Origin of the sequence: Falsiroseomonas stagni DSM 19981 (assembly GCF_900114315.1) — a bacterium.
GTDB classification, from domain to species: Bacteria; Pseudomonadota; Alphaproteobacteria; order Acetobacterales; family Acetobacteraceae; genus Falsiroseomonas; species Falsiroseomonas stagni.
The window spans coordinates 250,424-276,834 of sequence record NZ_FOSQ01000005.1 but is presented as its reverse complement, the minus strand read 5'-3'; the positions used below and the strand labels follow the sequence as shown (position 1 = coordinate 276,834).

28 protein-coding genes are annotated in these 26,411 nt (G+C 71.4%); 19 read left to right on the top strand and 9 right to left on the bottom strand.

The annotated features are described in order from the left end of the window. Complete coding sequence (locus BM041_RS15475; RefSeq protein WP_139226079.1) at positions 1–1,377, top strand: tetratricopeptide repeat protein; 1,377 nt, start codon at positions 1–3, stop codon at positions 1,375–1,377. A 2-nt stretch (positions 1,378–1,379) separates the two neighbouring features. Here the strand turns inward: BM041_RS15475 and BM041_RS15470 are convergent, their stop codons facing one another. Beyond that, a complete protein-coding gene (locus tag BM041_RS15470; RefSeq protein ID WP_092960767.1) occupies positions 1,380–2,282 on the bottom strand; it encodes a DMT family transporter in 903 nt (300 codons plus the stop codon). Between the two features lie 37 nt (positions 2,283–2,319). Between BM041_RS15470 and BM041_RS15465 the strand changes: the two genes are divergently transcribed. Genes BM041_RS15465 through metC form a run of 4 tightly spaced genes read left to right on the top strand, consistent with a single transcriptional unit; the run spans position 2,320 to position 5,751 of the window. After that, the gene (locus BM041_RS15465; RefSeq protein ID WP_092960766.1) at positions 2,320–2,976 is read left to right on the top strand and encodes an NUDIX domain-containing protein; all 657 of its coding nucleotides are present in this window, start codon (positions 2,320–2,322) and stop codon (positions 2,974–2,976) included. Then, on the top strand, positions 2,973–3,689 hold the full coding sequence (locus tag BM041_RS15460; protein WP_092960765.1) for an alanyl-tRNA editing protein: 717 nt from the start codon (positions 2,973–2,975) through the stop codon (positions 3,687–3,689). Before BM041_RS15465 ends, BM041_RS15460 begins: the two co-directional genes overlap by 4 nt. A 5-nt stretch (positions 3,690–3,694) precedes the next feature. After that, on the top strand, positions 3,695–4,546 hold the full coding sequence (locus tag BM041_RS15455; protein WP_092960764.1) for a sulfurtransferase: 852 nt from the start codon (positions 3,695–3,697) through the stop codon (positions 4,544–4,546). Continuing rightward, positions 4,546–5,751, top strand: a complete 1,206-nt coding sequence (metC, locus tag BM041_RS15450; RefSeq protein ID WP_092960763.1) for a cystathionine beta-lyase — start codon at positions 4,546–4,548, stop codon at positions 5,749–5,751. The genes BM041_RS15455 and metC overlap by 1 nt, the downstream gene beginning before the upstream one ends. A gap of 178 nt (positions 5,752–5,929) precedes the next feature. Here the strand turns inward: metC and BM041_RS15445 are convergent, their stop codons facing one another. After that, entirely contained in the window at positions 5,930–6,286 is a 357-nt protein-coding gene (locus BM041_RS15445; RefSeq protein ID WP_092960762.1) for a helix-turn-helix domain-containing protein, read from the bottom strand. Positions 6,287–6,384: 98 nt separating this feature from the next. Next, positions 6,385–6,915, bottom strand: a complete 531-nt coding sequence (locus tag BM041_RS15440) for a transcriptional repressor (protein WP_092960859.1) — start codon at positions 6,913–6,915, stop codon at positions 6,385–6,387. A gap of 60 nt (positions 6,916–6,975) precedes the next feature. Between BM041_RS15440 and hisI the strand changes: the two genes are divergently transcribed. The 4 genes from hisI (at position 6,976) to BM041_RS15420 (ending at position 9,545) form a co-directional block, all read left to right on the top strand. After that, positions 6,976–7,416 carry a phosphoribosyl-AMP cyclohydrolase gene (gene hisI, locus BM041_RS15435; RefSeq protein ID WP_092960761.1) on the top strand — a complete coding sequence of 147 codons (441 nt, stop codon included), beginning with the start codon at positions 6,976–6,978 and terminating at the stop codon, positions 7,414–7,416. Continuing rightward, positions 7,413–8,444 carry a CobW family GTP-binding protein gene (locus BM041_RS15430; RefSeq protein ID WP_092960760.1) on the top strand — a complete coding sequence of 344 codons (1,032 nt, stop codon included), beginning with the start codon at positions 7,413–7,415 and terminating at the stop codon, positions 8,442–8,444. The genes hisI and BM041_RS15430 overlap by 4 nt, the downstream gene beginning before the upstream one ends. Positions 8,445–8,532: 88 nt before the next feature. Next, entirely contained in the window at positions 8,533–9,183 is a 651-nt protein-coding gene (locus BM041_RS15425) for a GOLPH3/VPS74 family protein (protein WP_175533957.1), read from the top strand. Positions 9,184–9,212: 29 nt separating this feature from the next. Next, on the top strand, positions 9,213–9,545 hold the full coding sequence (locus tag BM041_RS15420) for an STAS domain-containing protein (protein WP_092960758.1): 333 nt from the start codon (positions 9,213–9,215) through the stop codon (positions 9,543–9,545). A gap of 50 nt (positions 9,546–9,595) precedes the next feature. Here BM041_RS15420 and BM041_RS15415 read toward each other — a convergent pair whose 3' ends face one another. Then, the gene (locus tag BM041_RS15415) at positions 9,596–9,850 is read right to left on the bottom strand and encodes a SemiSWEET family sugar transporter (RefSeq protein ID WP_245762105.1); all 255 of its coding nucleotides are present in this window, start codon (positions 9,848–9,850) and stop codon (positions 9,596–9,598) included. A gap of 49 nt (positions 9,851–9,899) precedes the next feature. Here BM041_RS15415 and BM041_RS15410 point away from each other — a divergent pair, with 49 nt between their 5' ends. The 5 genes from BM041_RS15410 to BM041_RS15390 all read left to right on the top strand — a co-directional run bounded on the left by BM041_RS15410 (position 9,900) and on the right by BM041_RS15390 (position 15,227). Next, positions 9,900–10,496, top strand: a complete 597-nt coding sequence (locus BM041_RS15410; RefSeq protein ID WP_092960756.1) for a GNAT family N-acetyltransferase — start codon at positions 9,900–9,902, stop codon at positions 10,494–10,496. After that, positions 10,493–11,389 (top strand): carbon-nitrogen hydrolase family protein, encoded by an 897-nt coding sequence (locus BM041_RS15405; protein ID WP_092960755.1) that lies wholly within the window; start codon positions 10,493–10,495, stop codon positions 11,387–11,389. Before BM041_RS15410 ends, BM041_RS15405 begins: the two co-directional genes overlap by 4 nt. Next, complete coding sequence (gene lpxB / locus BM041_RS15400) at positions 11,386–12,552, top strand: lipid-A-disaccharide synthase (protein ID WP_092960754.1); 1,167 nt, start codon at positions 11,386–11,388, stop codon at positions 12,550–12,552. The genes BM041_RS15405 and lpxB overlap by 4 nt, the downstream gene beginning before the upstream one ends. 108 nt (positions 12,553–12,660) lie before the next feature. Continuing rightward, the gene (locus tag BM041_RS15395; protein WP_092960753.1) at positions 12,661–14,445 is read left to right on the top strand and encodes an HWE histidine kinase domain-containing protein; all 1,785 of its coding nucleotides are present in this window, start codon (positions 12,661–12,663) and stop codon (positions 14,443–14,445) included. Positions 14,446–14,522: 77 nt separating this feature from the next. Then, positions 14,523–15,227, top strand: coding sequence for an ArsR/SmtB family transcription factor (locus tag BM041_RS15390; protein WP_092960858.1), 705 nt, complete (start codon positions 14,523–14,525; stop codon positions 15,225–15,227). A 214-nt stretch (positions 15,228–15,441) separates the two neighbouring features. On the opposite strand, the gene BM041_RS15385 is transcribed toward BM041_RS15390, so the two are convergent. Next, positions 15,442–16,374, bottom strand: coding sequence for a Gfo/Idh/MocA family protein (locus tag BM041_RS15385; protein ID WP_092960752.1), 933 nt, complete (start codon positions 16,372–16,374; stop codon positions 15,442–15,444). A gap of 150 nt (positions 16,375–16,524) precedes the next feature. Between BM041_RS15385 and secD the strand changes: the two genes are divergently transcribed. The 4 genes from secD to BM041_RS15365 all read left to right on the top strand — a co-directional run bounded on the left by secD (position 16,525) and on the right by BM041_RS15365 (position 21,330). Next, positions 16,525–18,111, top strand: coding sequence for a protein translocase subunit SecD (secD, locus tag BM041_RS15380; RefSeq protein WP_092960751.1), 1,587 nt, complete (start codon positions 16,525–16,527; stop codon positions 18,109–18,111). Positions 18,112–18,123: 12 nt separating this feature from the next. Further along, a complete protein-coding gene (gene secF, locus BM041_RS15375) occupies positions 18,124–19,080 on the top strand; it encodes a protein translocase subunit SecF (RefSeq protein ID WP_092960750.1) in 957 nt (318 codons plus the stop codon). A 2-nt stretch (positions 19,081–19,082) separates the two neighbouring features. Then, on the top strand, positions 19,083–20,024 hold the full coding sequence (locus tag BM041_RS15370; RefSeq protein WP_092960749.1) for a tripartite tricarboxylate transporter substrate-binding protein: 942 nt from the start codon (positions 19,083–19,085) through the stop codon (positions 20,022–20,024). Between the two features lie 157 nt (positions 20,025–20,181). Next, complete coding sequence (locus tag BM041_RS15365) at positions 20,182–21,330, top strand: EAL domain-containing protein (protein ID WP_139226078.1); 1,149 nt, start codon at positions 20,182–20,184, stop codon at positions 21,328–21,330. A gap of 1 nt (position 21,331) precedes the next feature. On the opposite strand, the gene BM041_RS15360 is transcribed toward BM041_RS15365, so the two are convergent. Beyond that, the gene (locus BM041_RS15360; RefSeq protein WP_092960747.1) at positions 21,332–22,501 is read right to left on the bottom strand and encodes an iron-containing alcohol dehydrogenase; all 1,170 of its coding nucleotides are present in this window, start codon (positions 22,499–22,501) and stop codon (positions 21,332–21,334) included. A 71-nt stretch (positions 22,502–22,572) separates the two neighbouring features. Here BM041_RS15360 and BM041_RS15355 point away from each other — a divergent pair, with 71 nt between their 5' ends. Then, positions 22,573–22,938 (top strand): nuclear transport factor 2 family protein, encoded by a 366-nt coding sequence (locus tag BM041_RS15355; RefSeq protein ID WP_092960746.1) that lies wholly within the window; start codon positions 22,573–22,575, stop codon positions 22,936–22,938. On the opposite strand, the gene BM041_RS15350 is transcribed toward BM041_RS15355, so the two are convergent. From BM041_RS15350 to BM041_RS15340, 3 genes are read right to left on the bottom strand one after another with little or no spacing between them, the layout of a single operon-like run. Beyond that, entirely contained in the window at positions 22,924–23,988 is a 1,065-nt protein-coding gene (locus BM041_RS15350; RefSeq protein WP_092960745.1) for an ABC transporter ATP-binding protein, read from the bottom strand. The two genes, BM041_RS15355 and BM041_RS15350, sit on opposite strands and share 15 nt — an antisense overlap. Then, positions 23,985–24,977: an ABC transporter ATP-binding protein gene (locus BM041_RS15345; protein WP_175533956.1), complete on the bottom strand. Its 993-nt coding sequence runs from the start codon at positions 24,975–24,977 to the stop codon at positions 23,985–23,987. Before BM041_RS15345 ends, BM041_RS15350 begins: the two co-directional genes overlap by 4 nt. Beyond that, the gene (locus tag BM041_RS15340) at positions 24,974–26,407 is read right to left on the bottom strand and encodes an amidohydrolase family protein (RefSeq protein WP_092960743.1); all 1,434 of its coding nucleotides are present in this window, start codon (positions 26,405–26,407) and stop codon (positions 24,974–24,976) included. The genes BM041_RS15345 and BM041_RS15340 overlap by 4 nt, the downstream gene beginning before the upstream one ends. Positions 26,408–26,411 lie beyond the last annotated feature (4 nt).

The window sequence follows — 26,411 nt, the reverse complement described above, 5'->3', positions numbered from 1 at the left end:
ATGCTCCCCCCGCTTCGCCCCTTCAATGCCCCGGACTGGGACCCGCCCGCCCAGAAGCCCGGCAAGCCCGAACTCATCCTGCACATCGGACAGTCCAAGACCGGCACCTCCTCCATCCAGCGCGTGCTCGGCGCGCGCCGGGCGGCGCTGACGGCGCTTGGCGTCTGCTATCCCGCCTCCCCCGGCTGGGCCAATCACGGCATGCTCCCCGCCTCCCTCGTGGCGCCGGACCAGCTTGGCCATTTCAACCCGGCACTGTGGGACGGCATGGGGGCGGAGGCGCGGCTCGCCCGCTTCCGCCGCGAATTCGCCGCCGAAATGGCGGCGCTGCCCGACAACACCCGCCTCGTCATCCTCTCGGCGGAGCAATGCTCCGGCCTGCTCTCCACACGCGATTCCATCGCGCGGCTGCGCGACCTGGTCGCCCCCTTCGCCGGCCGTATCCGCGTGGTGATCTACCTCCGGCGGCAGGATGCGCATTTCGCCAGCGGCTACACCCAGGCGCTGCGCGTCGCGCAGATGAGCCCGCCGGGCCTGCCCCCCTATGGCCCCGACCGCCTGCCGCATTACGACTACGCCGCGCTGCTGGACAACTGGGCCGCCATCTTCGGCGATGCCGCGATCGAGCCCCGCATCTTCGAACGCGCGAGCATGGTCAATGGCGATGCGGTGGATGATTTCCTCGCTCTGGCCGCGATTCCCCTGGTGGTCCCCTCCGACGATCCGGACCGCTACAGCAACCTCTCCGTCACCCCCGCCGCCATCGACCTGATGCGCCGGATGGGGGAGGCGATGCGCGCGATGCCGGAGGGTCTCTCCCCCGCCTCCCCCGCCTGGCGCCGCTTCGTGACCGCGGTGTCGGATGCGATGCCCGGCCCCGGCTGGCGACCCGCCCCGGCGGAGGCCGCCGCCTTCCTGGCCCGCTACGCCGCGGTGAACGAAGCCACCCGCCGCCGCTGGTTCCCTGCCCGCCCGTCCCTTTTCGCGGAGATGCCCGTCGCACCGGAGGGCGCCGAACCGGCGGAAGCCCCCCCCGCGCCGATCGACACCGAGGCCGCGCTGGGCGCGGCCTGCACCCTGCTGCTGCATGAGATGAAAAGCACCGCGCAGCGGGAGGCCCAGCTGCTGGTCCAGCAGGGCCGCCTGCTGGACCGGCTGGGGGAGGAAGCGCCCGCCGCCAACGCCTATCGCGCCGCCATCCGCGTCGTGCCGGACCACCCGGTGGCGCAGGCCCGCCTGGCCGAGATCGCGCTCGCCGCCGGCGATGTGGCGGGGGCGGAAGCGCACCACGCCGTCCTGCTCCGCAGCCACCCGAACCACCCGCAGACGCAGCGCCTGGGCGGGCTGCTCGGCCGGACCGGCGCCGCGCCCCCCTGACGCTACCGCCGCGCGCCCCTCACGACTTCCCGCCGCCAGATATAAAGGCCCGCCGCGACCAGCACGCCGAACCCCAGCAGCTCATACCCATCGGGCCATTCCGCCCAGATCCCGATGCCCACGATCATCGTCCAGATGATCCCCGAATACTCGAAGGGCGCCAGCAAGGTCGTCTCCCCCCGCCGGTAGGCCGCCGTCATCTGCAACTGCGCGAGCGCGGAGGCGAGACCGATCCCCACCAGCAGCGCCCATTGCGTGGCATCCGGCGTCACCCAGACCGGGATGGTCGCCAGCGCGGACGCCGTCGCGCTGATCAGCGCGAACCAGATGACGATGGCGACGCCGCTTTCCCCCGCATCGCCCATGCGCCGGATGGTCATCATCGCCAGCGCCCAGCCGACCGATCCCAGCAGCACGATGCCGACCGAGATCGGCGGCAGCGCCGCATCCCCGCCGCCGAAGGGCCGCACCATGATGAGCACGCCGAGGAACCCCACCACCACGGCCGACCAGCGCCGCCACCCCACCTGTTCCTTCAGCAGCACGACGGACAGCGCCGTCAGGAACAGCGGCATGGTGAAGCCCAGCGCCGTGACCGTCGCGATGGGCAGGTTCGCATAGCCATGGAAGGCGCCGAACATGCCGAACATGCCCCACAGCGCGCGCTGAAGATGCTGGCCGGGGTTGCGGGTGCGCAGCGCCTCCCACCCGCCGGCCCGCGCCAGCAGGATGAACAGAAGGGGCAGGGCGAAGAGGTTGCGGAACAGCACCACCTGCGCCACCGGCAGCGCCGTGCCGATCGCCTTCACCCCCGCCGCGGCGACGGTGAAGGTGGCGGACGCCCCGATGACGAGGAGGATGGCCCTTGTCCGGGCGGCACGCAGGGCGACGGGATCTGGGGACATGGACCTTCCTGGCCCCCGAAGCTACGGTCGCTGGCTCATGAGCGCCACCCCACCGCCGCGTCATCCCAAGGCCCCCCCCATCCCGCCCCATCCCGGGCTTGATATCCTGGAGGATGAGGTCGTCTGGGCGCAGCGCTTCGCCCTGCAACGCGTCCGCTTCCGCTACACGCGCTTCGATGGCGCGCCCTCCGGCATCCTGACCTGGGAATTGTGGCGCCGCGGCCAGGGCGTGCTGGTCCTGCCCTATGACCCCGCCACCGACCGCGTCGCGCTGATCGAGCAGTTCCGCCTGCCCGCGCTCTCCGCCGGCATGGCGCCCGTCATGACCGAATGCCCCGCCGGGCTGCTGGAAGCCGGTGAGGATGCGGAAGCCTCCGCCCGCCGCGAACTGGCGGAGGAAACCGGCCTCACCGCCCGCGCCATGGCGCCGATCGGCCGCTTCATGCTGATGCAGGGCGGCTGCGATGAGGTCGTGCATTTCTTCTGCGGCCAGGTGGACCTCTCCGCCGGCAACGCCACCACCCATGGCCTGGTGTCGGAGAATGAGGAGACTCGCGTCCTCACCCTGCCCGCCGAGGACGCCTTCCGCCTGGTGGCGGAAAACCGGATCGAGAACGCGCCCGCCGCGCTCTCCCTCATGTGGCTGCAACTGAACCGCGCGCGACTGCGCGCCGAATGGATTCCTTCAGCATGACCGATCAGCTGTTCACCGAAGACGCCTACCTCCGCGAATGCAGCGCGACCGTCGTCGCGGTGGAGGAGAAGGGAGTCCTTCTCGACCGCACCTGCCTCTATGCCCGCAGCGGCGGCCAGCCCGGGGACAGCGGCACCATGCGCTGGGCGGATGGGGAGGCGGTGATCGCGGAAGCCATCAAGGGCGAGGCCGGCGCCATCCTGCACGGCCTGGCCCCGGGCAGCGCCACGCCGCCGGTCGGCGCCACCGTCACCCTCACGCTCGACTGGGCGCGCCGCCACCGGCACATGCGCATGCACACCACGCTGCACCTGCTGTGCAGCATCCTCCCGGGCATCTACGCCACGGGAAACCAGATCGGCGCGGAGAAGTCGCGCCTCGACGTCGATCTCGCGGAGCCGCCGGCGAAGGAGTGGTTCACGGAGAAGCTCGCGGAACTCGTCGCCGCGGACCATCCCATCTCCACGACCTGGATCACGGAGGAGGAGCTGGATGCGAACCCGACGCTGGTCCGCACCCTCTCCGTCCAGCCGCCCCGCGGCGCGGGCCGCGTGCGCCTGGTGCGCATCGGGACGGAAGACGCCCCCATCGACCTCCAGCCCTGCGGCGGCACGCATGTGCGCAGCACCGGGGAGATCGGGCGGGTCGAGGTGACGAAGCTTGAAAGCAAGGGCCGGCAGAACCGGCGCATCCACATCGTGCTGGGGGACTGACGCCGATGGATAACCTCGTCTCCACCGAATGGCTGGCCGCCGAACTCGGCAAGCCCGATCTCGTGGTGCTGGACTGCACCACCTATCTGCCGACCGAGAAGGGCAACGCGCCGGACGGCTTCCGAAGCGCCCACCTGCCCGGCGCCAGGCTGTTCAACATCGACAGGATCGCCGATCCCCACACGGACCTGCCGCACATGGTCCCGACCCCCGCGCATTTCGCCAAGATGATCGGCGCGCTCGGCGTTTCCAACGACACGCGCGTGGTCTTCTACGACCAGCACGGGCTCCGCGCCTCGCCCCGCGGCTGGTGGATGATGCGGCTGTTCGGGCATGAGCGCGCCGCCGTGCTGGATGGCGGGCTGCCCAAATGGCAGCGCGAAGGCCGCCCGGTCGAGACCGGCGATGCGCCGGATGCGACGCCCGCGACCTTCATCCCCGACATGGTGGCGAAGCGCCTGGCCGGGATCGGCGACATCAAGCGAATCGTCCGCCAGGGCGGGGGAGAGGCCCTGATCCTCGATGCCCGCAGCAAGGCCCGCTTCGACGGCACGGCGCCGGAACCCCGCGCCGGCCTGCCCTCCGGCCACATGCCCGGCGCGGCCAGCCTGCCGGCGGCGGACATCGTGAACCCCGATGGCACGATGAAGGATGTGGCGACGCTCAAGGCCCTGTTCGCCGCCCGCGGCGCCGATGGCGAACGCCCCATCGTCACCTCCTGCGGCTCCGGCGTCACCGCCACGGTGCTGACGCTCGGCGCGCTGCGCGCCGGGCTGCCGGAGCCGAGTGTCTATGACGGATCCTGGACCGAATGGGCCGGCCGTCCCGAAACCCCGAAAGAGACGAGCGCATCCTGATGCCCGACGATTCAGCCTCCAAGACCGGTCACGGCGCGCACGCCTTCGCGACCCGCATGTCCCACGCCGCGCGCCCCGGGATCCGCACGCTCGGCTTCGTCAACCCGCCGGTGCATCGCGGCTCCACCGTCACCGCGCCCTCCTGCCAGGCGCGCATCGACAATGCGAAGCACCGCTTCGACCGGGTGATGACCTATGGCACCCAGGGCGGCCCGACCCACTACGCCCTGGAAGATGTGGTGGCGGAGATCGAGGGCGGCACCCATTGCACCATCACCGGCACCGGCCTGGCCGCCGTCGCCGTGCCGCTGCTGGCCTTCCTCAAGGCCGGTGACCGCTGCCTGATGCCGGACAGCGCCTATGGCCCCGCGCGGTCGATCGCGGAGGGGCTGATGAAGGGCTGGGGGATCGAGACGGTCTTCTACGACCCCTGCATCGATGCGGGGGCGCTGGAGGCGCTCTGGACCGCGAACACGAAGGTCCTCTACCTCGAAAGCCCCGGCTCCCACACATTCGAGGTGCAGGACGTCCCCGCGCTGACGGCGGTCGCGAAGAAGCACGGCGCGGTCAGCATGATCGACAACACCTGGGGCATCCACCACTTCCAGCCCTTCGCCCATGGCTGCGACGTCTCCATCCAGGCACTGACGAAATATGTCGGCGGGCATTCCGATATCCTGCTGGGCAGCGTCACGGTGAACAGCCGGGACCATCACCTCATCATCCGCGCCGCCGCCTCCGCCATGGGCCACTATGCCAGCCCCGATGATTGCTGGCTGGCGCTGCGCGGCGTGCGCACCATGCCGGTCCGCCTGGCCCACCAGGAGGAAAGCGCGCTGATCGTCGCCGAATGGCTGGCCGGCCGGCCGGAGGTGCTGGAAGTCCGCCACCCCGCTTTGCCCGGCGCGCCGGGCCACGAATTGTGGAAGCGGGACTTCACCGGCGCCTGCAGCCTGTTCGGCATCGTGCTGCAGCCCCGCTACAGCGAGGCGGACGCCTTCCGCTTCGTGGACGGCCTCAAGCTGTTCGGGATCGGCGCGAGCTGGGGCGGGTATGAAAGCCTGGCCCTGCCGACCAATGCGAGCCTGAGCCGCTCCGTCTCCGCGCCCCTGCCCGGCCAGGCGGTGCGCCTGCATATCGGGCTGGAGGATGTGGCGGACATCATCGCCGATCTGGAACAGGCCCTGGACCTGCTGCCGCGCTGATGAAAGGAAGGGGGGGGTCGGGACGGCCTCCCCCGCCCGCGCGGGCAGCCCGTTAAAATACCAGCCGGCCGGTCGCTTAATCCCGGCGGCAAGAACACCGCGCCGGATCGCGGGGGGGGGAAACGCCTTCGGTATTCCAGATCGCGCTCTCACCCCCGGTCAGAATACCGGACGCCCGTCAGCCCGCGTTGAATTCGAGCAGGGCGGTGACGTATTCGTCGAAGCCGCTGCGGCCCTTCGGCGTCATCTCATAGAGTTGTGTCTTGCCAACGCGCCTACTGGTGGTGATCGTCTCGCCTTCCATCAGGCGCTTCAGGACCAGGCGGACGGTCGGGCCGCTGTAGCCGGTCAGCGCCGCGATCTGGTCGACGGATAGCGCGGCCGGCGATGCCGCCGCGCCTTCGTAGAACAGCAACGCGATGTCGAAAGCGATGCGGCTGTTCTTGACACCCACACGCTGGTCGACCTCCCGCAAGCGTCTCAGAAGCGCCAGCGCTGCCTCGCGCCGTGCCAGCCAATCAGCACTCTTCTTCATGGCGCCGTTCTGCCAGACCGGAACTTCATTGCAATGATCGCAAAAACAGAAGATTTACTGACTTTCCAATAGTTTCGCTCGGAAAACAGGAACGGCCGTCAACCGGAAGTGGATTTCGTATCATGACAATGCGCGCAAATTCCCTCGACTTCCACTGTCGTGCGGTGAACATGAAAGCCAAGGCGCCCCGCGGCGGCCGCCACCGCGCCGGCAACCGACTCGTCGCAGACCTCCGCCGTGCTGCCACAGCGGCCGCAGATCAGGAACTGGTGGGGGTGGGGATGCGCATGGGTATGCCCATGGCCCGGCTCCTCCGCGCAGCCGACGAAGGCGTTCAGCCGCTCGATCTTGTGGATCAGCCCATGCTCGATCAGGAAGTCCAGCGCGCGATACACCGTGGGCGGCGCGGCGCCCCGCCTTTCGCCGCGCAGCCGGTCCAGCAGCGCATAGGCCCCGATGGGCTGCGCCGAATCGAGCACCAGGCGAAGCACCTGGCGCCGCAATTCCGTCAGCTGCGCCCCGCGCGCCAGGCAGGTTGCCGCCGCGCGGTCCAGGCTCGCCTCGATGTCGCCGCCCCGGGGATGCCCGTGATGCGCCCCGTGATGCGCGTGCCCCGCATGGTCACTCATGCCCATTCCCCGTATCGCGGCCGGGTGTCAGACGCCGCTGGCCTGATATAGTGTATCATCATGACCGGCACATCCGCTCCCCCCTCCCCCGCCGGGGCCCTTCCCGACCCCGCCGCCCGCGCCCTGCTGCTCGATGCCATCCGCTTCGACAGCCAGGGCCTCGTCACCTGCGTCACGCAGCAGCATGACACGGGTGAGGTCCTGATGGTGGCCTGGATGAACCGCGCCGCGGTCGCCGAGACCCTGACCACCGGCACCGTCTGCTACTGGTCCCGCTCGCGAGCCGCGCTGTGGCGCAAGGGGGAGACCTCCGGCCAGGTGCAGCGCCTGGTCGATCTCCGCCTGGATTGCGATGGCGACACCCTGCTGGCGCTGGTCGACCAGTCCGGCGTCGCCTGCCACACCGGCCGCCGCACCTGCTTCTACCGCGCGCTGCGCGACGGCGAACTCGCCACCATCGCGGCGCCGGAGGTCGATCCCGAGGTTCTATACGGCCGATGATCCCCCTCACCGTCCTCACCGGCTTCCTCGGCGCCGGCAAGACCACGCTGCTGAACGCCCTGCTGAAGCACCCCGCCATGGCGGACACCGCCGTGCTCATCAACGAATTCGGGGAGGTCGGGCTGGACCACCTGCTGGTGGATCGGCTGGATGGCGACACGGTCCTGCTGAATGCCGGCTGCCTCTGCTGCACCATCCGCGGCGACCTGGCCCAGGCGCTGGAGAACCTCTGGGACCGCGTGCTGGCCGGCCAGGCCGTGAAGCGCGTGGTGGTGGAGACGACGGGCCTGGCCGACCCCGCCCCCATCCTGCACACGCTGATGTCGGACCCGCGCATCGGCGCGCGCTTCGTGCTGGATGGAGTCGTCACGCTGGTCGATGCCGCGACCGGCGTCGCGACGCTCGACACCCAGCCGGAAGCCCAGCGCCAGGCCGCCGTCGCCGACCGCATCGTCCTGACCAAGACCGACATCGCGCCGGCCGAAGCGACCACGGCGCTGCGCGATCGCCTGGCGGCGCTGAACCCCGTAGCGCCCATCCTGGTCGCGTCGCATGGCGCGATCGATCCCGCCCTGCTGCTGGCCGCCGGCCCCTATGACCCCGCGGTGAGGGCGCCCGATGTCGCCGCCTGGATCGGCGCCGCCGCGCCCCACCACCACGGGCATCACCACCACCACGACCCAAATCGCCACGACGCCCGCATCCAGGCGCTCTGCCTCACCTTCGACGCGCCGCTCCCCTGGGACGGCCTCGCCACCTTCCTGGAGATGCTCGCCATGACGCGCGGCGCCGCGGTGCTGCGCATGAAGGGCATCCTGGACCTGGTGGGAGAGGACCGGCCCGTCGCCGTGCATGGCGTGCAGCACATCTTCCACCCGCCGAAGCGCCTGGCCGCCTGGCCGGAAGGGGAGGCCCGGCGGTCGCGCCTGGTCTTCATCCTGCGCGACCTCGACCCCGCGGTGGTGCGCGATGGCCTTGCCGCCTTCATCGATGCCGCGGGCCAGGCGCCCGCCATCGTGCCCGCGTGACGATCCCGCGCTTGCGTTGACTTGCCCCCCGCCGCGCGCGACCCTGCCGCGCTGCCGGATGTGGCAGGCAAGGGAGTGCGGAAACGCCATGCCGCTGACAATGCCGGAGGAAATCCTCCTCCTGATGCTGGATGACGAGACCGGGCGCCTGCAGGAACGCGCCGCCCCCTCGGGCGATTTCGCCATCGCGGGCGCCGTGCTCGCGGAACTCGCGCTGGCGGGCCGCATCGATACCGACCCCGCGCGACTCTACGTCGTGAATCCCGCGCCGACGGGCGATGCGCTGCAGGATCGCGCGCTGGCGCAGATCGCCGCGGCGACGGAGACGCAGGACAGCCGCCATTGGATCGAGACGCTGGCCGCCGATGCCGATGACTACCGCGAGGCGCTCTTCGCCCGCCTGGTCTCCAAGGGCATTCTCAAGCGCGTCGAGGGCCGCTTCCTCTGGGTCTTCCCGGAACGCCGCTACCCCGTGATCTCGGACAAGGAGGAGCGGGAGGTGAAGGCGCGCATCATGGGCGTGCTCTTCAACGACGAGATCCCCGACCCCCGCGATTCGATGCTGATCGGCCTCTGCCGTGCCGGCGGCCTCTTCTCCCTGCTGCTCTCCTCGGCGGAGCTCGACCGCGTGCAGCCCCGCATCGACGCGGTGGCGGACCTCGAGGAGCTGAACCGGTCGCTCGCCGATGCGATCCGGGAAATCTATGCCCAGATCGCGCGCTACGCGCCGATGGTGTAAGTCACGCGGGACAGGACAGGACAGGCTCCATGGACATCACTGAAAGCTCCGTTTCCGGCGTGAAGGTCGCCGCCCTGAAGGGCCGGCTGGACACCGCGACCGCGCCCGCGGCGGAAGGCGCCATCCTCGGCATGCTCGAAGGCGGCTCCAAGGTCGTGGCCGATCTGGCGGAGGTCCACTACGTCTCCTCCGCCGGGCTGCGCGTGCTGCTGAAGGCCGCCAAGCAGGCCAAGGCCGGCGGCGGCAGCTTCGCCGTCGCCTCCCCCCAGGCGCCGGTGCGCGAAGTGCTGGAGATCAGCGGCTTCGACAAGATCCTGAGCATCCACGCGACCCGCGACGCCGCCGTCGCCGGCCTGGCCTGAACCCCCTGGCCTGACCCCGGCAGCCCTCTCCCCCAACAGGAGGAGGGGGCTCACCCCCGCCGCAGTTTCACCGTCAGCAGGTAGACCGTCAGCGGCACGGTCACGAGGTTGGCCGCGACCAGGCCCGTGGATCCCTTGAGGAACCCATAGGCCATCCACAGCGTGTTGCCCGCCACCAGCAGCACCAGCAGCCCCAGGCTGAAATCCCGCGCCGACCGCGTCCGCCACGTCTTCACGGCCTGCGGCACGAAGGCGGAGGTCGTCATCGCCCCGGCCACCAACCCGATCGCCTCGATCCAGTCCACGCGGCCATTCCCCTTCCCTGCCCGGCGGCCTCCCCCTATGCATCCCGCCATGCCAACCGTCCATCTCACCTTCGAGACGTTGTCCGGCCCCGCGCTGCACCCGCTGCTGCCGGCCCTGGCCGGGCTGCGCATCGCCGTCTTCGCGGAATGGCCCTACCTCTACGAAGGGGACGCGGCCTATGAACAGACCTATCTCCGCGCCTATGCCGATGCCCCCGGCGCCGCCGTGGTGGTCTGCCGGGACGGGGACCGCGTGGTCGGCGCCGCCACCTGCGAACCCATGACGCAGGGCCACGCCCCGGTCCGGGAAGCCTTCGCCGCGGCCGGCCTCGACCCCGCCCGCTACTGCTATTTCGGCGAATCGGTGCTGCTGCGCGAATACCGCGGCCAGGGCGCCGGCGTGCGCTTCTTCGCGGAGCGGGAAGCCCATGCCCGCCGCCTCGGCCTGCCCCACGCCACCTTCTGCGGCGTGGATCGCGCGGCCGACGACCCGCGCCGCCCGCCCGGCCACGTGCCGCTCGACGCCTTCTGGCGCAAGCGCGGCTACCAGCCCTTGCCCGGCCTCGGCGTCACCTTCTCCTGGAAGGAGATCGGGGACACGGCCGAAACCCCCCACCGCCTGTCCTTCTGGGCCAAGGCGCTGTGACGGCCCCGCAGCCCCGCCCCCTCCGCCTCGGCCTGCTGGGGTGGGAGGTCGGGCACCCCGCCACCGTCGCCGATTTCGCCGCCCGCCTCGATGCGCGGCTGGACCAGGCACGCGGCCAGGCCGACCTTGTCCTGTTGCCCGAATACGCCTGCGTCGAACTCGGCGCGGGCCTCGCAGGCAACACCGCACCGGATGAGGCGACGGAACTCCGCGCCATGGTCGCCCATGCCGATGCCATCCTCGCCGCCATGCGCCAGGCCGCCATCCGCAGCGGGTTCTGGCTCGCCCCCGGCACGCTGCCGGTGCGGGAGGGTAATCGCGTGGTGAACGTCGCCCCCCTCATCGCCCCCGATGGCCGCATGGCCTTCCAGCAGAAGCGCATGATGACGCGCTTCGAGGATGAACGCTGGGGCGTCGCCCAGGGCGCCACGCCGCAGGTCTTCGATACCCCTTGGGGCCGCATCGGCATCTCCGTCTGCTACGACGTCGAATTCCCGAAGCACGTCCGCGCGCAGGTCGAACAGGGCGCCTGGCTCATACTGGCGCCGTCCTGCACCGACAGCCTGCACGGCTTCGCCCGCATCCGCATCGGCGCCCAGGCCCGGGCGCTGGAAAACCAGTGCTTCGTCGCCGTCGCCCCCACCATGGGCCTCGCCCCCTGGTCCGCGGCGCTGGACGAGAATCACGGGCAATGCGCCGTCTATGGCCCGCCCGACCGCGGCTTCCCGGCCGATGGAATCGTCGCCGCCGGCACCCTCGACGAACCCGGCTGGGTCTTCGCGACGCTCGATCCCGCGCTGATCGACCATGTCCGCGAACACGGCGCCGTGCGCAACCACCGCGACTTCCCGCGGGGCCCCATGCCAAGGCCGGAGGTCGCGTCCTTCGAATGACAGCACCCCTCATCTACATCGTCGCCGGCGAAGCCTCCGGCGATGTCCTCGGCGCCCGTCTTGTCGCGGCACTCCGCGCCCATGACCCCGCCATCCAGGTGGCCGGCATCGGCGGCGACCGCCTGGCCGAACAGGGCATGCCCTCCCTCTTCCCCATGCGCGAATTGTCGCTGATGGGGCTGATCGAGGTGCTGCCCAATATCCGCCGCCTCGCCCGCCGGCTGAACGAGACGACGGCCGACATCACCGCCCGCCGCCCGGCCGCCATCGTCACCATCGACAGCCCCGGCTTCACGCTGCGCCTGGCGGAGCGTGTGCGCCCCCTCGGCATCCCCATCATCCACTATGTCGCGCCCCAGATCTGGGCCTGGCGCCCCGGGCGCATCGCCAAGATCAAGGCGCGGGTCGACCGCATCCTCTGCCTGCTGCCCTTCGAACCCGTGATCTTCGAGGCTGCGGGAATCCAGGCCGATTTCGTCGGCCACCCCGTGCTGGAATCCGGCGTCGATGCCGGCAACGCCGCCCGCTTCCGCGCCGCCCACGCGATCCCCCCCGGCGCGCCCGTGCTGATCGTCATGCCCGGCTCCCGCCGCATGGAGGTGACCCGCCTGCTGCCCATCTTCGGCGCCGCGCTCCGCCTCCTCGCCCCCCGCCATCCCGGCCTGGTGCCGGTGCTGCCCGTCTCCGCCGTGGTGGCGGATGCGGTGCGCGCGGGCACGGCGGGCTGGCCGGTGCGGCCCATCCTCGTCACCGACCTCGCGGAGAAGCACGATGCCTTCGCCGCCGCGGCGGAATCCGGCGCGGGCCTCATCAAATCCGGCACTTCCTCCGTGGAGATGGCGGTGGCGGGCATCCCGCACCTCGTCGCCTATCGCGTGAACCCGATCACCGCCGCCATCGTCCGCCGCCTGGTGCGCGTGCCCTTCGCCAGCCTCGTGAACCTGCTGGCCGAACGCCAGGTGGTCCCCGAATACCTCCAGGAAGCCGCGACGCCGGAGGCGCTGGCAGCGGGGCTGGACGGGCTCCTCGCCGATGGCGCCGCCGCCGCCGCCCAGCGAAGCGGCTTCGCGGAAGTGCTGGCGAAGCTCCGCGCCGATACCGGAAGCCTTCCCAGCGCCGCCGCCGCCGATGCCGTGCTCCGGCAGGTGAAGTTGTCCGGCTGAATCGGCCAATCCCTGCAACTCCGGGCGTGTGGCGGAGGTTCTAGCGGTCGCACATCCCACGGGGAGGGCCTACCGCTGCGCAACCGGCACGTCAGCGAGCGCGACGAATTGCTCCGCCAGCAGACCGTGCTCGCCCGCTTCGGTGAATTCGCCCTGAAGGCGGAGGATATCGACGCCATCCTGACGGAGGCCTGCCGCCTGGTCGGCGAGGCTCTCGGCACGGACCTCGCCAAGGTCATGGAACACGAACACGGCCAGGACCGCATGCTGCTGCGCGCGGGCATCGGGTGGCGGCCCGGCGTGGTCGGCCATGTGCGGGTCAACCTCAGCGACGACGCGGCGGAATTCCTGGCCGTCACCACGGGGGAGGCCGTCATCACCGCCGATACGGGGCAGGAGGATCGGTTCCGCCTGCCCGCCTTCCTGGTCGAGCATGGCGTCCGCGCCTTCGCCAATGTCCTCATCCTCGGCGGAGAGGGCCGCCCCCCCTTCGGCGTGCTGGAGGTGGACAGCGTCACTCCGCGCGACTTCCTCGACAGCGACGTCGCCTTCCTGCGCAGCTATGCCAACCTGATCGGCGGCGCGGTGGAAAGGCTGCGCGCCATCGCCGCGCTGCGCGCCAGCAACCAGGAGCTGGAACGGCGGGTGGAGGAGCGCACCCGCGAACTCCGCCGTGCCAATGACCGGCTGCGTCAGGCGGCGCGGGAACGCGATGAGGTCCAGGCATCGCTCCGCGAAGCGGCGGGGATGCAGACGGTGGTGGAACACCTGCCGATCGGCGCCGCGCTGATCGCACCCTCCGGGGACGTCATCATCGGCAATCCCGAATTCCGCCGCCTGCTCGGCCGCCCGCGCATCCCCTCCGCGGACCAGGGGCATGGCGATGCCTGGATCGCCTTCGATGGGGAGGGCCGGCGCATCAAGCCCCAGGATTTCCCCGGCGCCCGCGCGCTGCGCGGGGAGGTGACGCTGGGCGTCGATTTCCTGCATGCGGTCGATGACCAGCAGCCGCGCTGGTGCCGCATCAGCGGCGTGCCGGTGAAGGGCCCCGACCGGCGCGTGATCGCCGCGCTGGTGGTGATGATCGACGTCGATGACGAACACCGCGCCCAGGAACGCCAGGCGCTGCTGACGCGGGAGGTCGACCACCGCGCCAAGAACATGCTGGCCGTGGTCCAGGCGGCGCTGCGCCTGACGCGGGCGGAGACCATCGACAGCTTCGTGCACGCGATCGAGGGCCGGATCGCCGCCCTGGCCCGCGCGCAGACGCTGCTGGCGGCGGATCGCTGGTCGGGCGCCGATCTGCGCAGCCTCATCCAGGGGGAACTCGGCCCCTTCCTGGTCACGGCCGCGCCGGAGGCCCAGGGCGCAGCCGCGCCGGAGGCCCAGGGCGCAGCCGCGCTGGAGGCCCAGGGCGCAGCCGCGCCGGAGGCCCAGGGCGCAGCCGCGCCGGAGGCCCAGGGCGCAGCCGCGCTTGAGGCCCAGGGCGCAGCCGCGCCGGGCACGACACAGAATGGTGCGGCACCCTGCCAGGCGCCGCGCGCGTCGTTGTCGGGCGAGACGGTGGTGCTGCCGGCCGGCGCGGCGCAGCCCTTCTCCATGGCCATCCACGAACTCGCCACCAACGCCATCAAGTACGGGGCACTTTCCGCACCCGATGGAAGGCTGGCCGTGAGCTGGACGCTGGACCGCGCGGCGGGCCAATGGCTGCGCCTGCGCTGGGTGGAAACCGGCGGCCCGCCCCCGCCCCCCCACCGCACGCCTGGCTTCGGATCGCGCGTCCTGCACGGGACGGTGCAGGACCAGCTCGGCGGCCGCGTCACCATGGCCTGGGAAGCGCCCGGCCTGGTCTGCGATCTGGAAATCCCGCTGCACCGCCAGCCGCCCGGCTGATCCTTCGCGCCAGGCCGAAGCATGCGGGGCTGGCGCATGGCAGGATGCGCCGCGGGATGACGCGGAAGGATCGGCCCATGCCCAGCATCAATGCCCTGGCCGAGACCGCCGCCCTGGTCGGCGATCCCGCCCGCGCCGCCATGCTGGCCGGGCTGATGGATGGCCGCGCGCGCACCGCCGGCGAACTCGCCGCCCTCGCCGGCATCACGCCCCAGACCGCCAGCGGCCACCTGGCGCGGCTGACGGAGGCCGGGCTGCTGGCGATGGAACGCCAGGGCCGCCACCGCTACCACCGCCTGGCCTCCGCCGGAATCGCCCGGATGCTGGAAGGCATCATGGCCGTGGCGGAAGGCGCCGCGCCCGCGGCCCGGCAGGCGCGAAGCTTCGGCCCGCGCGATGCCGCGATGCGCGCCGCCCGCACCTGCTACGATCATCTCGCCGGCCAACTGGCCGTGGCGCTGGCGGATGCCATGGTGGCGCGGGGGGTCCTGGAGCTCGGCCCGGATGGCGGCGCCGTGACGGCCGCCGGCGAAGCCTTCTTCGAGTCCCTCGGCATCCCCATGGCCCATCCCGGGCGCGGCCGCATCTTCTGCCGCCCCTGCCTGGACTGGTCGGAACGCCGGCCGCATGTGGCGGGCGTGCTGGGCGCGGCGCTCTGCACGCGCTGCCTGGAACTGGGCTGGGTCCGGCGGCGGGCGGGCGGCCGCACGCTGCTGGTGACGCCGGAAGGCGCGCGCGGCTTCCGGGAGGCCTTCGGCGTGGAGGTCCCTGCGGCGCCGTGAGGGGCCGCCGGAATCCCTGGCCATCCGGCGATGTTTTTGTTATGTTCTGGCCATCACGCGCCACAGCTACGCCTTGTGACGCCGGCGGGATGCCGGAGGGCCGGTCCCGCCCCCCCGAAATCGGTGCTAAAGGCGCATAAACGGCATAATCGGCTTAAACGGGTTAGTGGCCTAAAGGTCGCAGTATCACTCAAAAGCCACACCGAACGCGCGTTCAGCCAATCGCGGCCTCCACCGCCAGCGCCACCTTCAGCGCCGCGATCCCCTCCGCCGCGCCGACCTCCGGCGCAACGCCATCCAGGCAGGCCGCCACGAAGCCCGCCTGCTCGGCCTCCAGGCTGTCATGGTCCGTCCAGCCGCCACGGTCGATGCCGTAGCCCGGCATGGTCGCCACCGCCTCCGCGCCGCCCTTGCGCAGCACGGCCAGCGACCGGGCGAGGAAATCGACGCTCATCTCGCCCTCCGTCCCCAGCACGCGCAAGCGCCGTTCCATGGCCAGCGAGATGCGCGACGCGGTGATGGTGGCGGACCGGCCGCCGGAGAAGCCGAGCCGCGCGACGGCGAAATCCGCGTGGTCCGACATCACCCGCGCCCCCGTCGCCTCCACGGTCTCCGGCGCCTCCCCGGCCAGGGCCAGGACCAGGTCGATGTCATGGATCATCAGGTCCAGCACGACGGAGACGTCGAGGGATCGCGGCCGGAAGGGCGCCGCGCGCACCGCCTCCCAATGCAGGGCCGTGCCGCCGGTGGGGGCCTGGCGCACCGCGCGGAAGGCCGCCGAGAAGCGTTCGATATGGCCCACCTGCAGGACCCTGCCCGCCGCCAGGGCCAGCGCCGACAGGGCCTCGGCCTCCGCCAGCGTCGCGGCGATGGGCTTCTCCAGGAACAGGTGCCGCCCCGCCGCCAGGACCTGCCGGCCGAGCGGGCCGTGGAAGCGCGTCGGCGCGGCGACGATCACGGCATCGGCGCGCTCGATCGCCTCCTCCGCCGCCAGCGCCGGCACCCCGCATTCCGCCGCCACCTGGGCGGCGCGGGCAGGGTCGGCATCGTGCAGGCCGACGAACTCCACCCGCGGGGCCTTCGCCGCCTTCAGCGCGTGAAAGCGCCCGAAATGCCCGCAACCCAGCAGCGCGACGCGGAGAGTCATGCCGAAACACCCTTCCTCAAGCCTCCCCCGGGATACTCCCTCCCGCGCGGGCTTGCATCAGGGGGGGGTCCCGCGCATGTTCCGCCGGTGTGGCACCGCCCCGCCCGGGGCATGGGCTTCCTTGACCTTGGCCAGGATTCCGTTGCGTCCATGATGTATTTTGCCCGCTGGAAGGCGCTCGCGGTGGTTGGCGTGTGCCTCCTCGGCATGCTGCTCTCCGTGCCGAACCTGCTGCCGCGCAGCGTGCTGCCCGATTGGGCGCGCCAGATCAGCCTCGGCCTCGACCTGCGCGGCGGGTCCTACCTGCTGCTGGAGGTCGATACCTCCGCCATGGTCCGGGAAAGGCTGGAAGCGCTGGTCGATACGGCCCGCCGCGGCACCGCCGCCGCCAACCCGCGCATCCTCTATACCGGGCTGAACGCGAACCAGGAGCAGCGGCGGATCACGCTCCGCGCCTCCGACCCCGCCCGCGCCGGCGACATCGCGCGCCTGCTGCGCGAAGCCGCCATCGCGGTGCCCGCCGGCGCCGGCGTGACCCAGCCGGATATCGAGGTCACGACCAGCCCCGACGGCACCGTGACCGCGACACTGACGGAGGTCGCGCTGCGCGCGAAATCCTCCGGCGCCGTGGAGCAGTCGATCGAGATCGTCCGCCGCCGAATCGACGAGACCGGCGTGGCCGAGGCCCTGATCGCCCGCCAGGGCCAGAACCGCATCCTGGTGCAGCTGCCGGGCGTCGAGGACCCCGCCCGCATCAAGGACCTGCTGGGCCGCACCGCCCGCATGACCTTCCACCTTGTGGATGAGACGGCGAACCTCCAGGCCCCCACGCCCCCGGCCGGCACCATGTTCCTGCCCGGGGAGCGCGGCCAGGAACGCTACGCCGTGCGCCGCCGGGTCGAGGTCGATGGCGCCAACCTGACGGATGCCCGCGCGGGCCAGGATGGCCGGACCGGCGAATGGGTCGTGAACTTCGCCTTCGACAGCGTCGGCACCCGCCGCTTCGCGGAGATCACGCGCCAGAATGTCGGCCGCCCCTTCGCCATCGTCCTCGATGACAAGGTCATCACCGCGCCGGTGATCCGCGAAGCCATCACCGGCGGCCGCGGCCAGATCAGCGGCAGCTTCGATGTCCGCGGCGCCAACGACCTCTCCGTCCTGCTGCGCGCCGGCGCCCTGCCCGCGCCGCTGACGGTGGTGGAGGAACGGACCGTCGGGCCGGAGCTGGGCGCCGACGCGATCCGCGCGGGCCTGCTCTCGCTCGCCGCCGGGACCGCCTTCGTCTTCCTCTACATGGGCTTCGCCTACGGCTTCTTCGGCTGGCTCGCCAACATCGCGCTTGTCGCCAACGTCATCATCATGATCGGCATCCTGAGCGTGATGGGCGCGACGCTGACGCTGCCCGGCATCGCCGGCATCGTGCTGACGCTGGGCACCGCGCTCGACGCCAATGTCCTGATCAATGAACGGATACGGGAGGAGACGAAGCTCGGGCGACCACCGCTCAGTGCGCTGGAAGCGGGGTTCAGCAAGGCGTCCGGCACGATCCTGGACAGCAACCTGACGAACCTCATCGCCATGGGCTGCCTCTATGCCTTCGGCTCCGGCCCCGTGAAGGGCTTCGCCGTCACCGTCGCCATCGGCACCATCGTGCAGATGTACACCGCGACGGTGGTGGTGCGGCTCATGGTCTCCATCTGGTACCGCCGGCGCCGCCCGGCCGTGCTGCCGACGTAAGGGCAAGCGACCATGTTCCGCCTGCTGGCGCGCCCGCTGTTCCGCCTGGTCCCCGACAACACCCGCATCCAGTTCATGCGCGGCGCCGTCCTGGGCCTGATCGTCTCCGCCGTCCTGTCCACCGCCTCCGTCATCCTGGCCTTCTATCCGGGGCTGGAGCGCGGGATCGACTTCAAGGGCGGCATCATCATGGAGGTCCGCACCCCCCAGGCAGCGGATCTCGGCCGCGTGCGCGGTGCCGTCTCCGCGCTCAACCTGGGCGATGTCGGCGTGCAGGAATTCGGCAGCCCCGACCAGCTGCTGGTCCGCCTGCCCGTGCAGGCCGATGAGGCCGGCACGCAGCGCGCGGTGAATGCCGTGCGCGCCGCGCTGGAAGCCACCACGCCGGGCACCCGCATCCTGCGGGTGGAGGCGGTCGGCAACCGCGTCTCGGCGGAGCTGTTCCGGGGCGGCATGATCGCGCTCGGCATCAGCCTGATCGCCATGCTGCTCTACATCTGGTTCCGCTTCGAATGGCAGTTCGGCATCGCGGCGATCATCACGCTGATCCTGGATGCCACCAAGACCGTGGGCTTCCTGGCGCTGACGCAGATCGAGTTCAACCTGCAGACGGTGGCCGCGATCCTGACCATCATCGGCTTCAGCGCCAACGACAAGGTCGTGGTGTTCGACCGGATGCGGGAGAATCTCCGCAAGTACAAGCAGATGCCGCTGCGGGAACTGGTGGATCTCAGCATCAACGAGACGCTGAACCGCTCGCTCGGCACCTCGATGACGCTGTTCCTCTCCGCGGTGCCGCTGGCGCTGTTCGGCGGCGATGCGCTGGGCGGCTTCGCCTGGACCATGCTGTTCGGCATCGTCATCAGCGCCTCCTCCTCCGTCTTCATCGCCGCCCCCATCGTGCTGTTCACCGGCGCGAAGTCGCTGCGGCGGGAGACGGCGGCGGTGCCGCAGGCCGCGGCGCCGTGACCATGGCGGGCCGCCGTTCCGCGCTGCTGCTGCCCGCTGGTGCGCTGCTGCCCGCCCCCGCTTTGGCGTCGCGCCGCAATCCGGTGGAACTGCTGGTGGGTGCGCCCGGCGGATCGCCGGCCGATCTCTGGGCCCGCAGCGTCGCCCCCTTCCTGGAACGCTGCCTGCCACGCCTGGCGCTGACCGTGCGCAACCACCCCGGCCGCGGCGGGCTGGAAGCGGTCGCGCTGCTGGCCGGCGCGCGGCCCGACCAGAAGCTGATCAGCGTCGTGACCACGCCCCTGCTGCTGGCCCGCGCGGTGGAGGCCGGGGAGGTCTCACCAGCCGAGCGCATCGCGCCCCTCGCCGCGGTGATCGAGGAAAGCATGGTGCTGGTCTGCGCCCCCGCCGGCCCGCCCGACATGGTGGCGCTGCGGGCGCTCGGCGAACGCGGCACGCTCGGCACGCCGCCCCCCGGCAGCGCCGCGCATTTCGCCGGTCTCCGGCTGGAAGGGCGGCTCGACCTGGCGCGCCTCGCCTTCCCCTCCGCCGCCGCCGCCCGCCAGGCCGCCATCTCCGGCCATGTCGCCGCCGCCATGCTGGCGCTGCCCGACGCCATCGCCGCGCTGCGGGAGGGCAAGCTGCTCGGCATCGGCATCGCCGCCGCGCGGCGCAGCACGTTGCTGCCGGATGTGCCGACGCTCCGCGAACAGGGGCTCGACCTCGTCGCCGCGGCGCAGCGGGGCTTCGCCCTCAACCCCGCCGCGCCGGACGCCTTCCGCGCCGGCCTGCTGGCGGGGCTGGAGACGATGGCCCTGGACCAGGATTTCGCCGCCCAGGCCGCCAGCCTTGGCCAGAATGCGCGTTTCCTGGGCCCGGAGGCCTGGGGCCGCGTGCTGGCCCGGGCGGATGGGGAATTGCGGCGCCTCTGGGCCGAGGAGCCCTGGCTGCCTCGCCGCGCCTGACCGGGCTCGGCAATCAACCATAAAGAATTTCTTTTCACGGCAATTGAGACGCCGTGACAGGGGCAGCCGAGCTTTGCTACACGTAGCGGGCGCGTCTGGCCTGCCGTTACGCGTCGTGAAGGCCGCACGGATCCGGCGTCCGGGGAGACGTGACTTGATGCTCAGGCGCTCCCGCCGCATCACGGCGGAGCCCGGTACGGTGCTGCTGGTGGCCAGCGACCCGCTGGTGATCGCGGCCACCCGAGACGCGGCCCAGCGCATGGCCGGGCCACCCGCCGTGCTCGTGACCACGGGGGCGGAAGCGCTCTGTCATCTGGTCGGACCGGGCCTCGCCCCACGTCACCTGGTGCTGGAGGGCGGCCAGGGCGACCGCCACAGCCCGGCCCTGATGAGCGCGCTGCGCGACCCCTTCAGCGGCACCGGCGTCGTGGTCGTGGACCGCCCCGGCCTGCCCGCCACCCCTGGCCTTCGCAGCGTCGATGCCGAGGGGGGCGCGCTGGCCGATGCCCTGATCGCCGGCGGCGCGCCGGGCGAGATGCCGGCCAGCGACATCGCGGCCCTCGCCGCCGGGCTGGAGCGGGGGGAGATCACCGTACGCTTCCAGCCGATGGTCCGCATGACCGATCGCCGCGCGGTGCTGGTGGAAGCCCTGGCGCGCTGGGAACGCCCTGCCGTCGCCCTCGGCGCCGACCGCTTCATCCCGATGGCGGAACGCGGCGGCCTCGCCGCCCGGCTGACGCGCGCGGTGGCCCGCCGGGCGCTGCGCGAACTCGCCGCCCTCCGCGCGCCGCAGCGCCTGCGCATGTCCTTCAACGTGCCGCTCGCCGTGCTGCTCGAAGGCGACATGGCCTGCTGGCTGGATGAGGAAGTGCGCGCCGCCGGCCTGCCGGCCAACTCGCTGCTGCTGGAACTGACCGAGAGCACGGAGGTGCGGGACACCGCGCTGCTCCGCCGCGCGCTGACGCGCCTGGCCCGGCGCGGCTACGGCGTGCTGCTGGACGACCTCGGCCTTGATGACCAGCGCCGCAGCCTGCTGTCCCTGCCTTTCGCCGGCGTGAAGCTGGACCGCAAGCTGGTGCTCGCCATGCCGCGGAACCGCCGTGCCCGTGCCACGGTGGAAAGCCTGGTCCGGCAGGCCAGGCGCCGGGGCATGGTGGTGGTGGCCGAGGGGGTGACGGACAGCATGACCTGGCGCGCCGCCGCCGCCGCGGGCTGCGACGTGGCACAGGGCTTCGGAGTCGGCCGCCCCCTGCCCCCGCCCGCCCTGCCCGCCTGGGGCGCCGCCTGGCGGGCGAGCCTGGGCTGACCTACCGGCCGTAGGCTTCCCGGTACAGCGCGACGATCTGGTCCGCATCCGGCACGCGCGGGTTGTTCCCCGGGCTGCCGGAGGCGAGGGCCTGCTGCGCCATGGTCGGCAGCAGCCCGTTCCACTTGTCGGCGTCGATTCCCCAGCCCGCCGGGGTCGGCACCTGCAGGTCGTGGTTCAGCGCGCGGAGTTCCTCGACGAGGCGCTGCGCGGCCGACTGGTCGCCCTCCTGCTCCGTCGCCACGCCCATGACACGCGCCGCCTCTGCATAGCGGGCGCGGCCTTCCTCCAGCCCGAAGGCCGTGACGGCGGGCAGCAGCATGGCGTTGGACAGCCCGTGCGGGACGTGGAAATGCGCCCCCACAGGCCGCGACATGCCATGCACCAGCGCGACGCTCGCATTGCTGAAGGCCAGGCCCGCCAGCGTCGCGCCGCGCATCATCGCCTCCCGCGCCGTCGCATCGGCAGGGTCGGCCCAGACGCGGCGGAGATTCGGCGCGATGAGGCGCATGGCGCTGCGGGCATAATCGTCGGAGACGGCGTTGGCCCGCTTGCTGACGAAAGCCTCCAGCGCATGGGTCAGGCTGTCGATACCGGTATCCGCGGTGATGCGGGCGGGCAGGCTGAAGGTCAGCTCATGGTCCACCACCGCCGCCAGCGGCAGCGCGCCGAGGCCCGCGATGAGCATCTTCTCGTCGCTCGTCGTATCCGTGATGACGGTGAAGCGCGTCGCCTCGCTGCCCGTGCCGGCCGTGGTCGGCACGCAGATCACGGGCACGGCGCCGGTATTGGCGGCGGCCGGCACCTTGAAGGCGCGGATATGCGTGCCGGGCGGCGCGGCGGCGAGGATCGCCATGGCCTTGGCCGTGTCCATCGGGCTGCCGCCGCCGAAGCCGACCAGGCAGTCATAGGAACCCGATTTCAGCACCGCCACGCCGGCCTCGATCACCGTATCGGTGGGGTCGGGCACCGTGTCGCTGAAGACGGCAAAGGACAGGCCCGCCGCGCGCAGCGGCGACAGCGCCCGTTCCACCATGCCGGAGGACACCATGAAGGGGTCCGTGACAACGAGGGGACGCGACAGGCCGAGCTGCGCCAGCACCTCCGCCAGCTTCGCCACCGAACCGCCGCCCATCAGCATCAGCCGCGGCGCCACCAACTGCATGACCATGGCCGGCCCTCCCTTTTGACCGCCGGAGATTACGGGCAGGCTCGACGGACGGCCAGGGAGGGTGCGGCAGGATGACGCAGGATGTGCTGGCGGCCGTTGCCACGCCTGACCTCCGCATCGCCTATTCCGGCCGCCCGGGCCTGTTGCCCTGGAGCGGCATTTGGCAGGGCGTGGCGGAGGCGATGCGCTTCTTCGCCGCCGTGGCGCAACACCTGGAGGTGCTGGAGGTCACGCCGATCCGCCGCGTGACGGAAGGCGACACCGTGCTGGTGGTGCTCTCCGGCCGCTGGCGCGCCCGCGCCACGGGGCGGGAGGTGGCCGCGCGCGTGGCCAACCTGTTCACCCTGCGCGAAGGCCGTGTCGCCACCTATGACGTCTTCCACGACATCGCGGCGCTGTGGGAGGCGCTGCGCGGCGAAACGCTACCGGATTCCTGACGCGCGCCGGTCCTTCGCTGCGGCATACAGCGCAAGGCGCTTCGTCGCCACTGCCGAGAGGCCCTCGCCTATCTCGGCCTCGAAGGGCGGAAGCGTATCCGCCAGGTGGCAGGCCACGCGCGTGCCGGCGGCGATGTCGCGCAGCACGGGTTCTTCCTTGCGGCAGATGTCCTGCACGAAGGGGCAGCGCGTGTGGAAGCGGCAGCCGGAGGGCGGGTTCATCGGGCTCGGCACGTCGCCACCCAACGGCGTGACCTGCCCGCGCCGGCGCGGATCGGGATGCGGGATCGCGCGCAGCAGCGCCCGCGTATAGGGGTGGCGCGGCGCGGCGAAGAGATCCCGCTTCGGCGCCGTCTCCACGATCTGGCCGAGATACATGACCGCCACGCGATCGGCCATGTGCCGCACCACGGCGAGGTCATGCGCGATGAAGAGGTAGGAGAGGCCGAACTGCCGCTGCAGATCCTTCAGCAGGTTCACCACCTGCGCCTGGATCGAGACATCGAGCGCACTCACGGGCTCATCGCAGACGATCAAATCCGGCTGCACGGCGAGCGCGCGGGCGATGCCGATGCGCTGGCGCTGGCCGCCGCTGAATTCATGCGGGTAGCGCTGCGCGTGGAAGGGCGCGAGGCCGACGAGGCGCAGCAATTCCTGCACGCGGGCTTCCCGCGACTTCGCATCGCCGATGCCATGCACCTCCATCGGCTCCGCGATCGTCTCGCCGACGCGGAGGCGCGGGTTGAGGCTGGCATAGGGGTCCTGGAACACGACCTGGACGCGGCGGCGCAGGGTGCGCAGGGCGGCGCCCGACACTTCCTGCCCGTCGAAGCGCACGGTGCCGCTGGTCGGCTCGATCAGGCGCAGCACGAGGCGCGCGGTGGTGGACTTCCCGCAGCCGGATTCGCCGACGAGGGCCAGCGTCTCGCCGCGCTCGATCCGGAAGGACACGCCATCCACCGCGCGCACCGTGCCGACCTGGCGCGCCATGACGATGCCCTGGCGGACGGGGTAGTGCTTGGTGAGGTCGGTGACTTCCAGCAGGCTCATCGGGCGAGTTCCACCGCGCTTTCGACGGGCGCCCGGATGCAGGCGGCGAAATGGCCGGGCTCGATCTCCTCCAGCGGCGGCTGCGCGGCGGTGCAGGCCTCGATCGCGAAGGGGCAGCGCGGGTTGAAGCGGCAGCCCTGCGGCAGGGCGAAGGGCGGCGGCACCGCACCCTCGATCGCCAGCAGGCGGTCGCGATCCTCATCCAGGCGGGGGACGGAGCCGAGCAGGCCGAGCGTGTAGGGGTGCTGCGGGCTGCCGAAGAGGTCGCGAGCGCTGGCGCGTTCCGCGACGCGGCCGGCATACATCACCGCGACCTCATCGGCCATTTCCGCGACGACGCCGAGATCATGCGTGATGAGGATGATGGACATGCCGGTCTCCGCCTGGAGATCGCGCAGCAGGTCGAGGATCTGCGCCTGCACCGTCACGTCCAGCGCCGTCGTCGGTTCATCGGCGATGAGCAGCTTCGGCTTGCAGGCAAGGGCCATCGCGATCATCACGCGCTGGCGCATGCCGCCGGAGAGCTGGTGCGGGAATTCATCGTAGCGCCGCGTGGGTGCCGGGATGCGGACGCGTTCCAGCGCGGCGATGGCGCGGTCACGCAGCTCGGCGGTGCTGGCGCGCGGATCATGCGCGCGCATCGCCTCCGTGATCTGCAGCCCGATGGGGTGCACCGGGTTCAGGCTGGTCATCGGTTCCTGGAAGATCATCGCGACCTGGCCGCCGCGCACGGCGCGCATCTCGCTGGTGGAGAGGGTCAGCAGGTCACGACCTTCCAGCAGCACGCGCCCCGCCGCGACGCGGCCCGGCGGCGGCACCAGGCGCATGACGGAGAGCGACAGCATGGACTTGCCGCAGCCGCTCTCGCCGACGATGCCGAGCGTGCGGCCGCGGGGGACCTCCAGGCTGACGCCATCCACCGCGGCGATGTCCCCGCCGGCGCTGCGGAACACCGTCCGCAGCCCCTGGATTTCGAGGAGCGGGCTCACGACCAACGGAAGGTCGGCGGGCTCGACACCTCGACCGGGCGATGCGCCCAGTCCTGCGACGGTGCGCGATCCACGATGCGCTTCTGCGCCTCGTTCAGATGCTCGGCGGCGGCGGCGTAGTCCATGGTCAGCACCTGGCCGTCGCCGACAACCTTGATGCCATCGACGAAGACGTCCTTCACCGCCCGGTCGCCCGCCGCATAGACTAGGCTGCGGACGGGATCGCGGGAGGGGCGCATGCGGGGATGCGTGACGTCCACGAGGACGAAGTCCGCGCGCGCGCCGGCGACGAGGCGGCCGATATCGTCGCGGCCCAGCGCCTGCGCACCGCCGACGGTCGCGGCATCGAACAGCTCCGTCGTCGTCATGCTGCGCGGGTCGTTCGCCTGGGTGCGGGCGAGATAGGCGACGAGCCGCATCTCATCCAGCATGTTGTGCGGATAGGTGTCGGTGCCGAGGCCCATATTCACCCCGGCGCGCTTGTAGCGGCCGAAATGCTTCAGGGTGATGCCGCGGCGCGCGAAGACCGTCGGACAATGCGCGACGGTGGTGCCGGTTTCCGCCAGGCGCTTCATGTCCGTATCCGTCCACCACTTCGTGGAGGGATGGTCGTCGAGGAAGATGCCGTGGCCGATGATGCTGCGCTCGCTCAGCAGGCCCATGCTGTCGAGCCACCCGATCGGGGTCTTGCCATGGCGGCGCGTGATCTCGTGGAACTCCACGACCGACTGCGCAGCATGGATCTGCCAGGAGACGCCGCGCCGGCCGGCCTCCTGGAAGCTCTCCTTCAGCAGCGTGTCGGTGCAGGTATCGATCTGCGCGGGGACGACCATGCCGAAGAGGCGGCCGCTCTCATGCTGTTCGGCGCGCTCGATCAGCGTCAGCGCCTCCGCCATCGCCTTCTCGCCGGCGGCCTCGTCCCATTCATATTCGACGACGTGACCATTCTTGGTGAACCACTTCGCCGATTTGAACATGGGCGCGATGCAGACGCGCATGCCGGATTCCGCCAGCAGGTCCATCCAGCCGGGATGGGCCATGGAGAGATCTGCCACGGTGGTGACACCGGAGAGCAGCAGTTCCGACAGCGCCACCCGCACGCAGGACGGCACCGCTTCCGCATCGGCGCGGAAGATCGGCATGAATTCGTAGAGCGAGGAGTTGTAGAGGCCGGGGCTGCCGATCTCATCGATCAGCCCCTTGTTCATCGGCTCGCTGGAGGGGTGCGAGTGGATGTTGACGAGGCCGGGCATGACCATCAGGCCGCGCCCGCTGATCTCCTCCTCCGCCGGGCCGGCATAGCCGCGGCCGACGAAGGTGAGGGCGCCGCCCTCGAACGCCACATCGGCGTCCGAGAGGTAGGTGTGGCTCTTCGTCGAGGCATCCCAGGCGACGACGAGGTCCGCGTTGCGGATGACGGTGGTGGCCATGCCC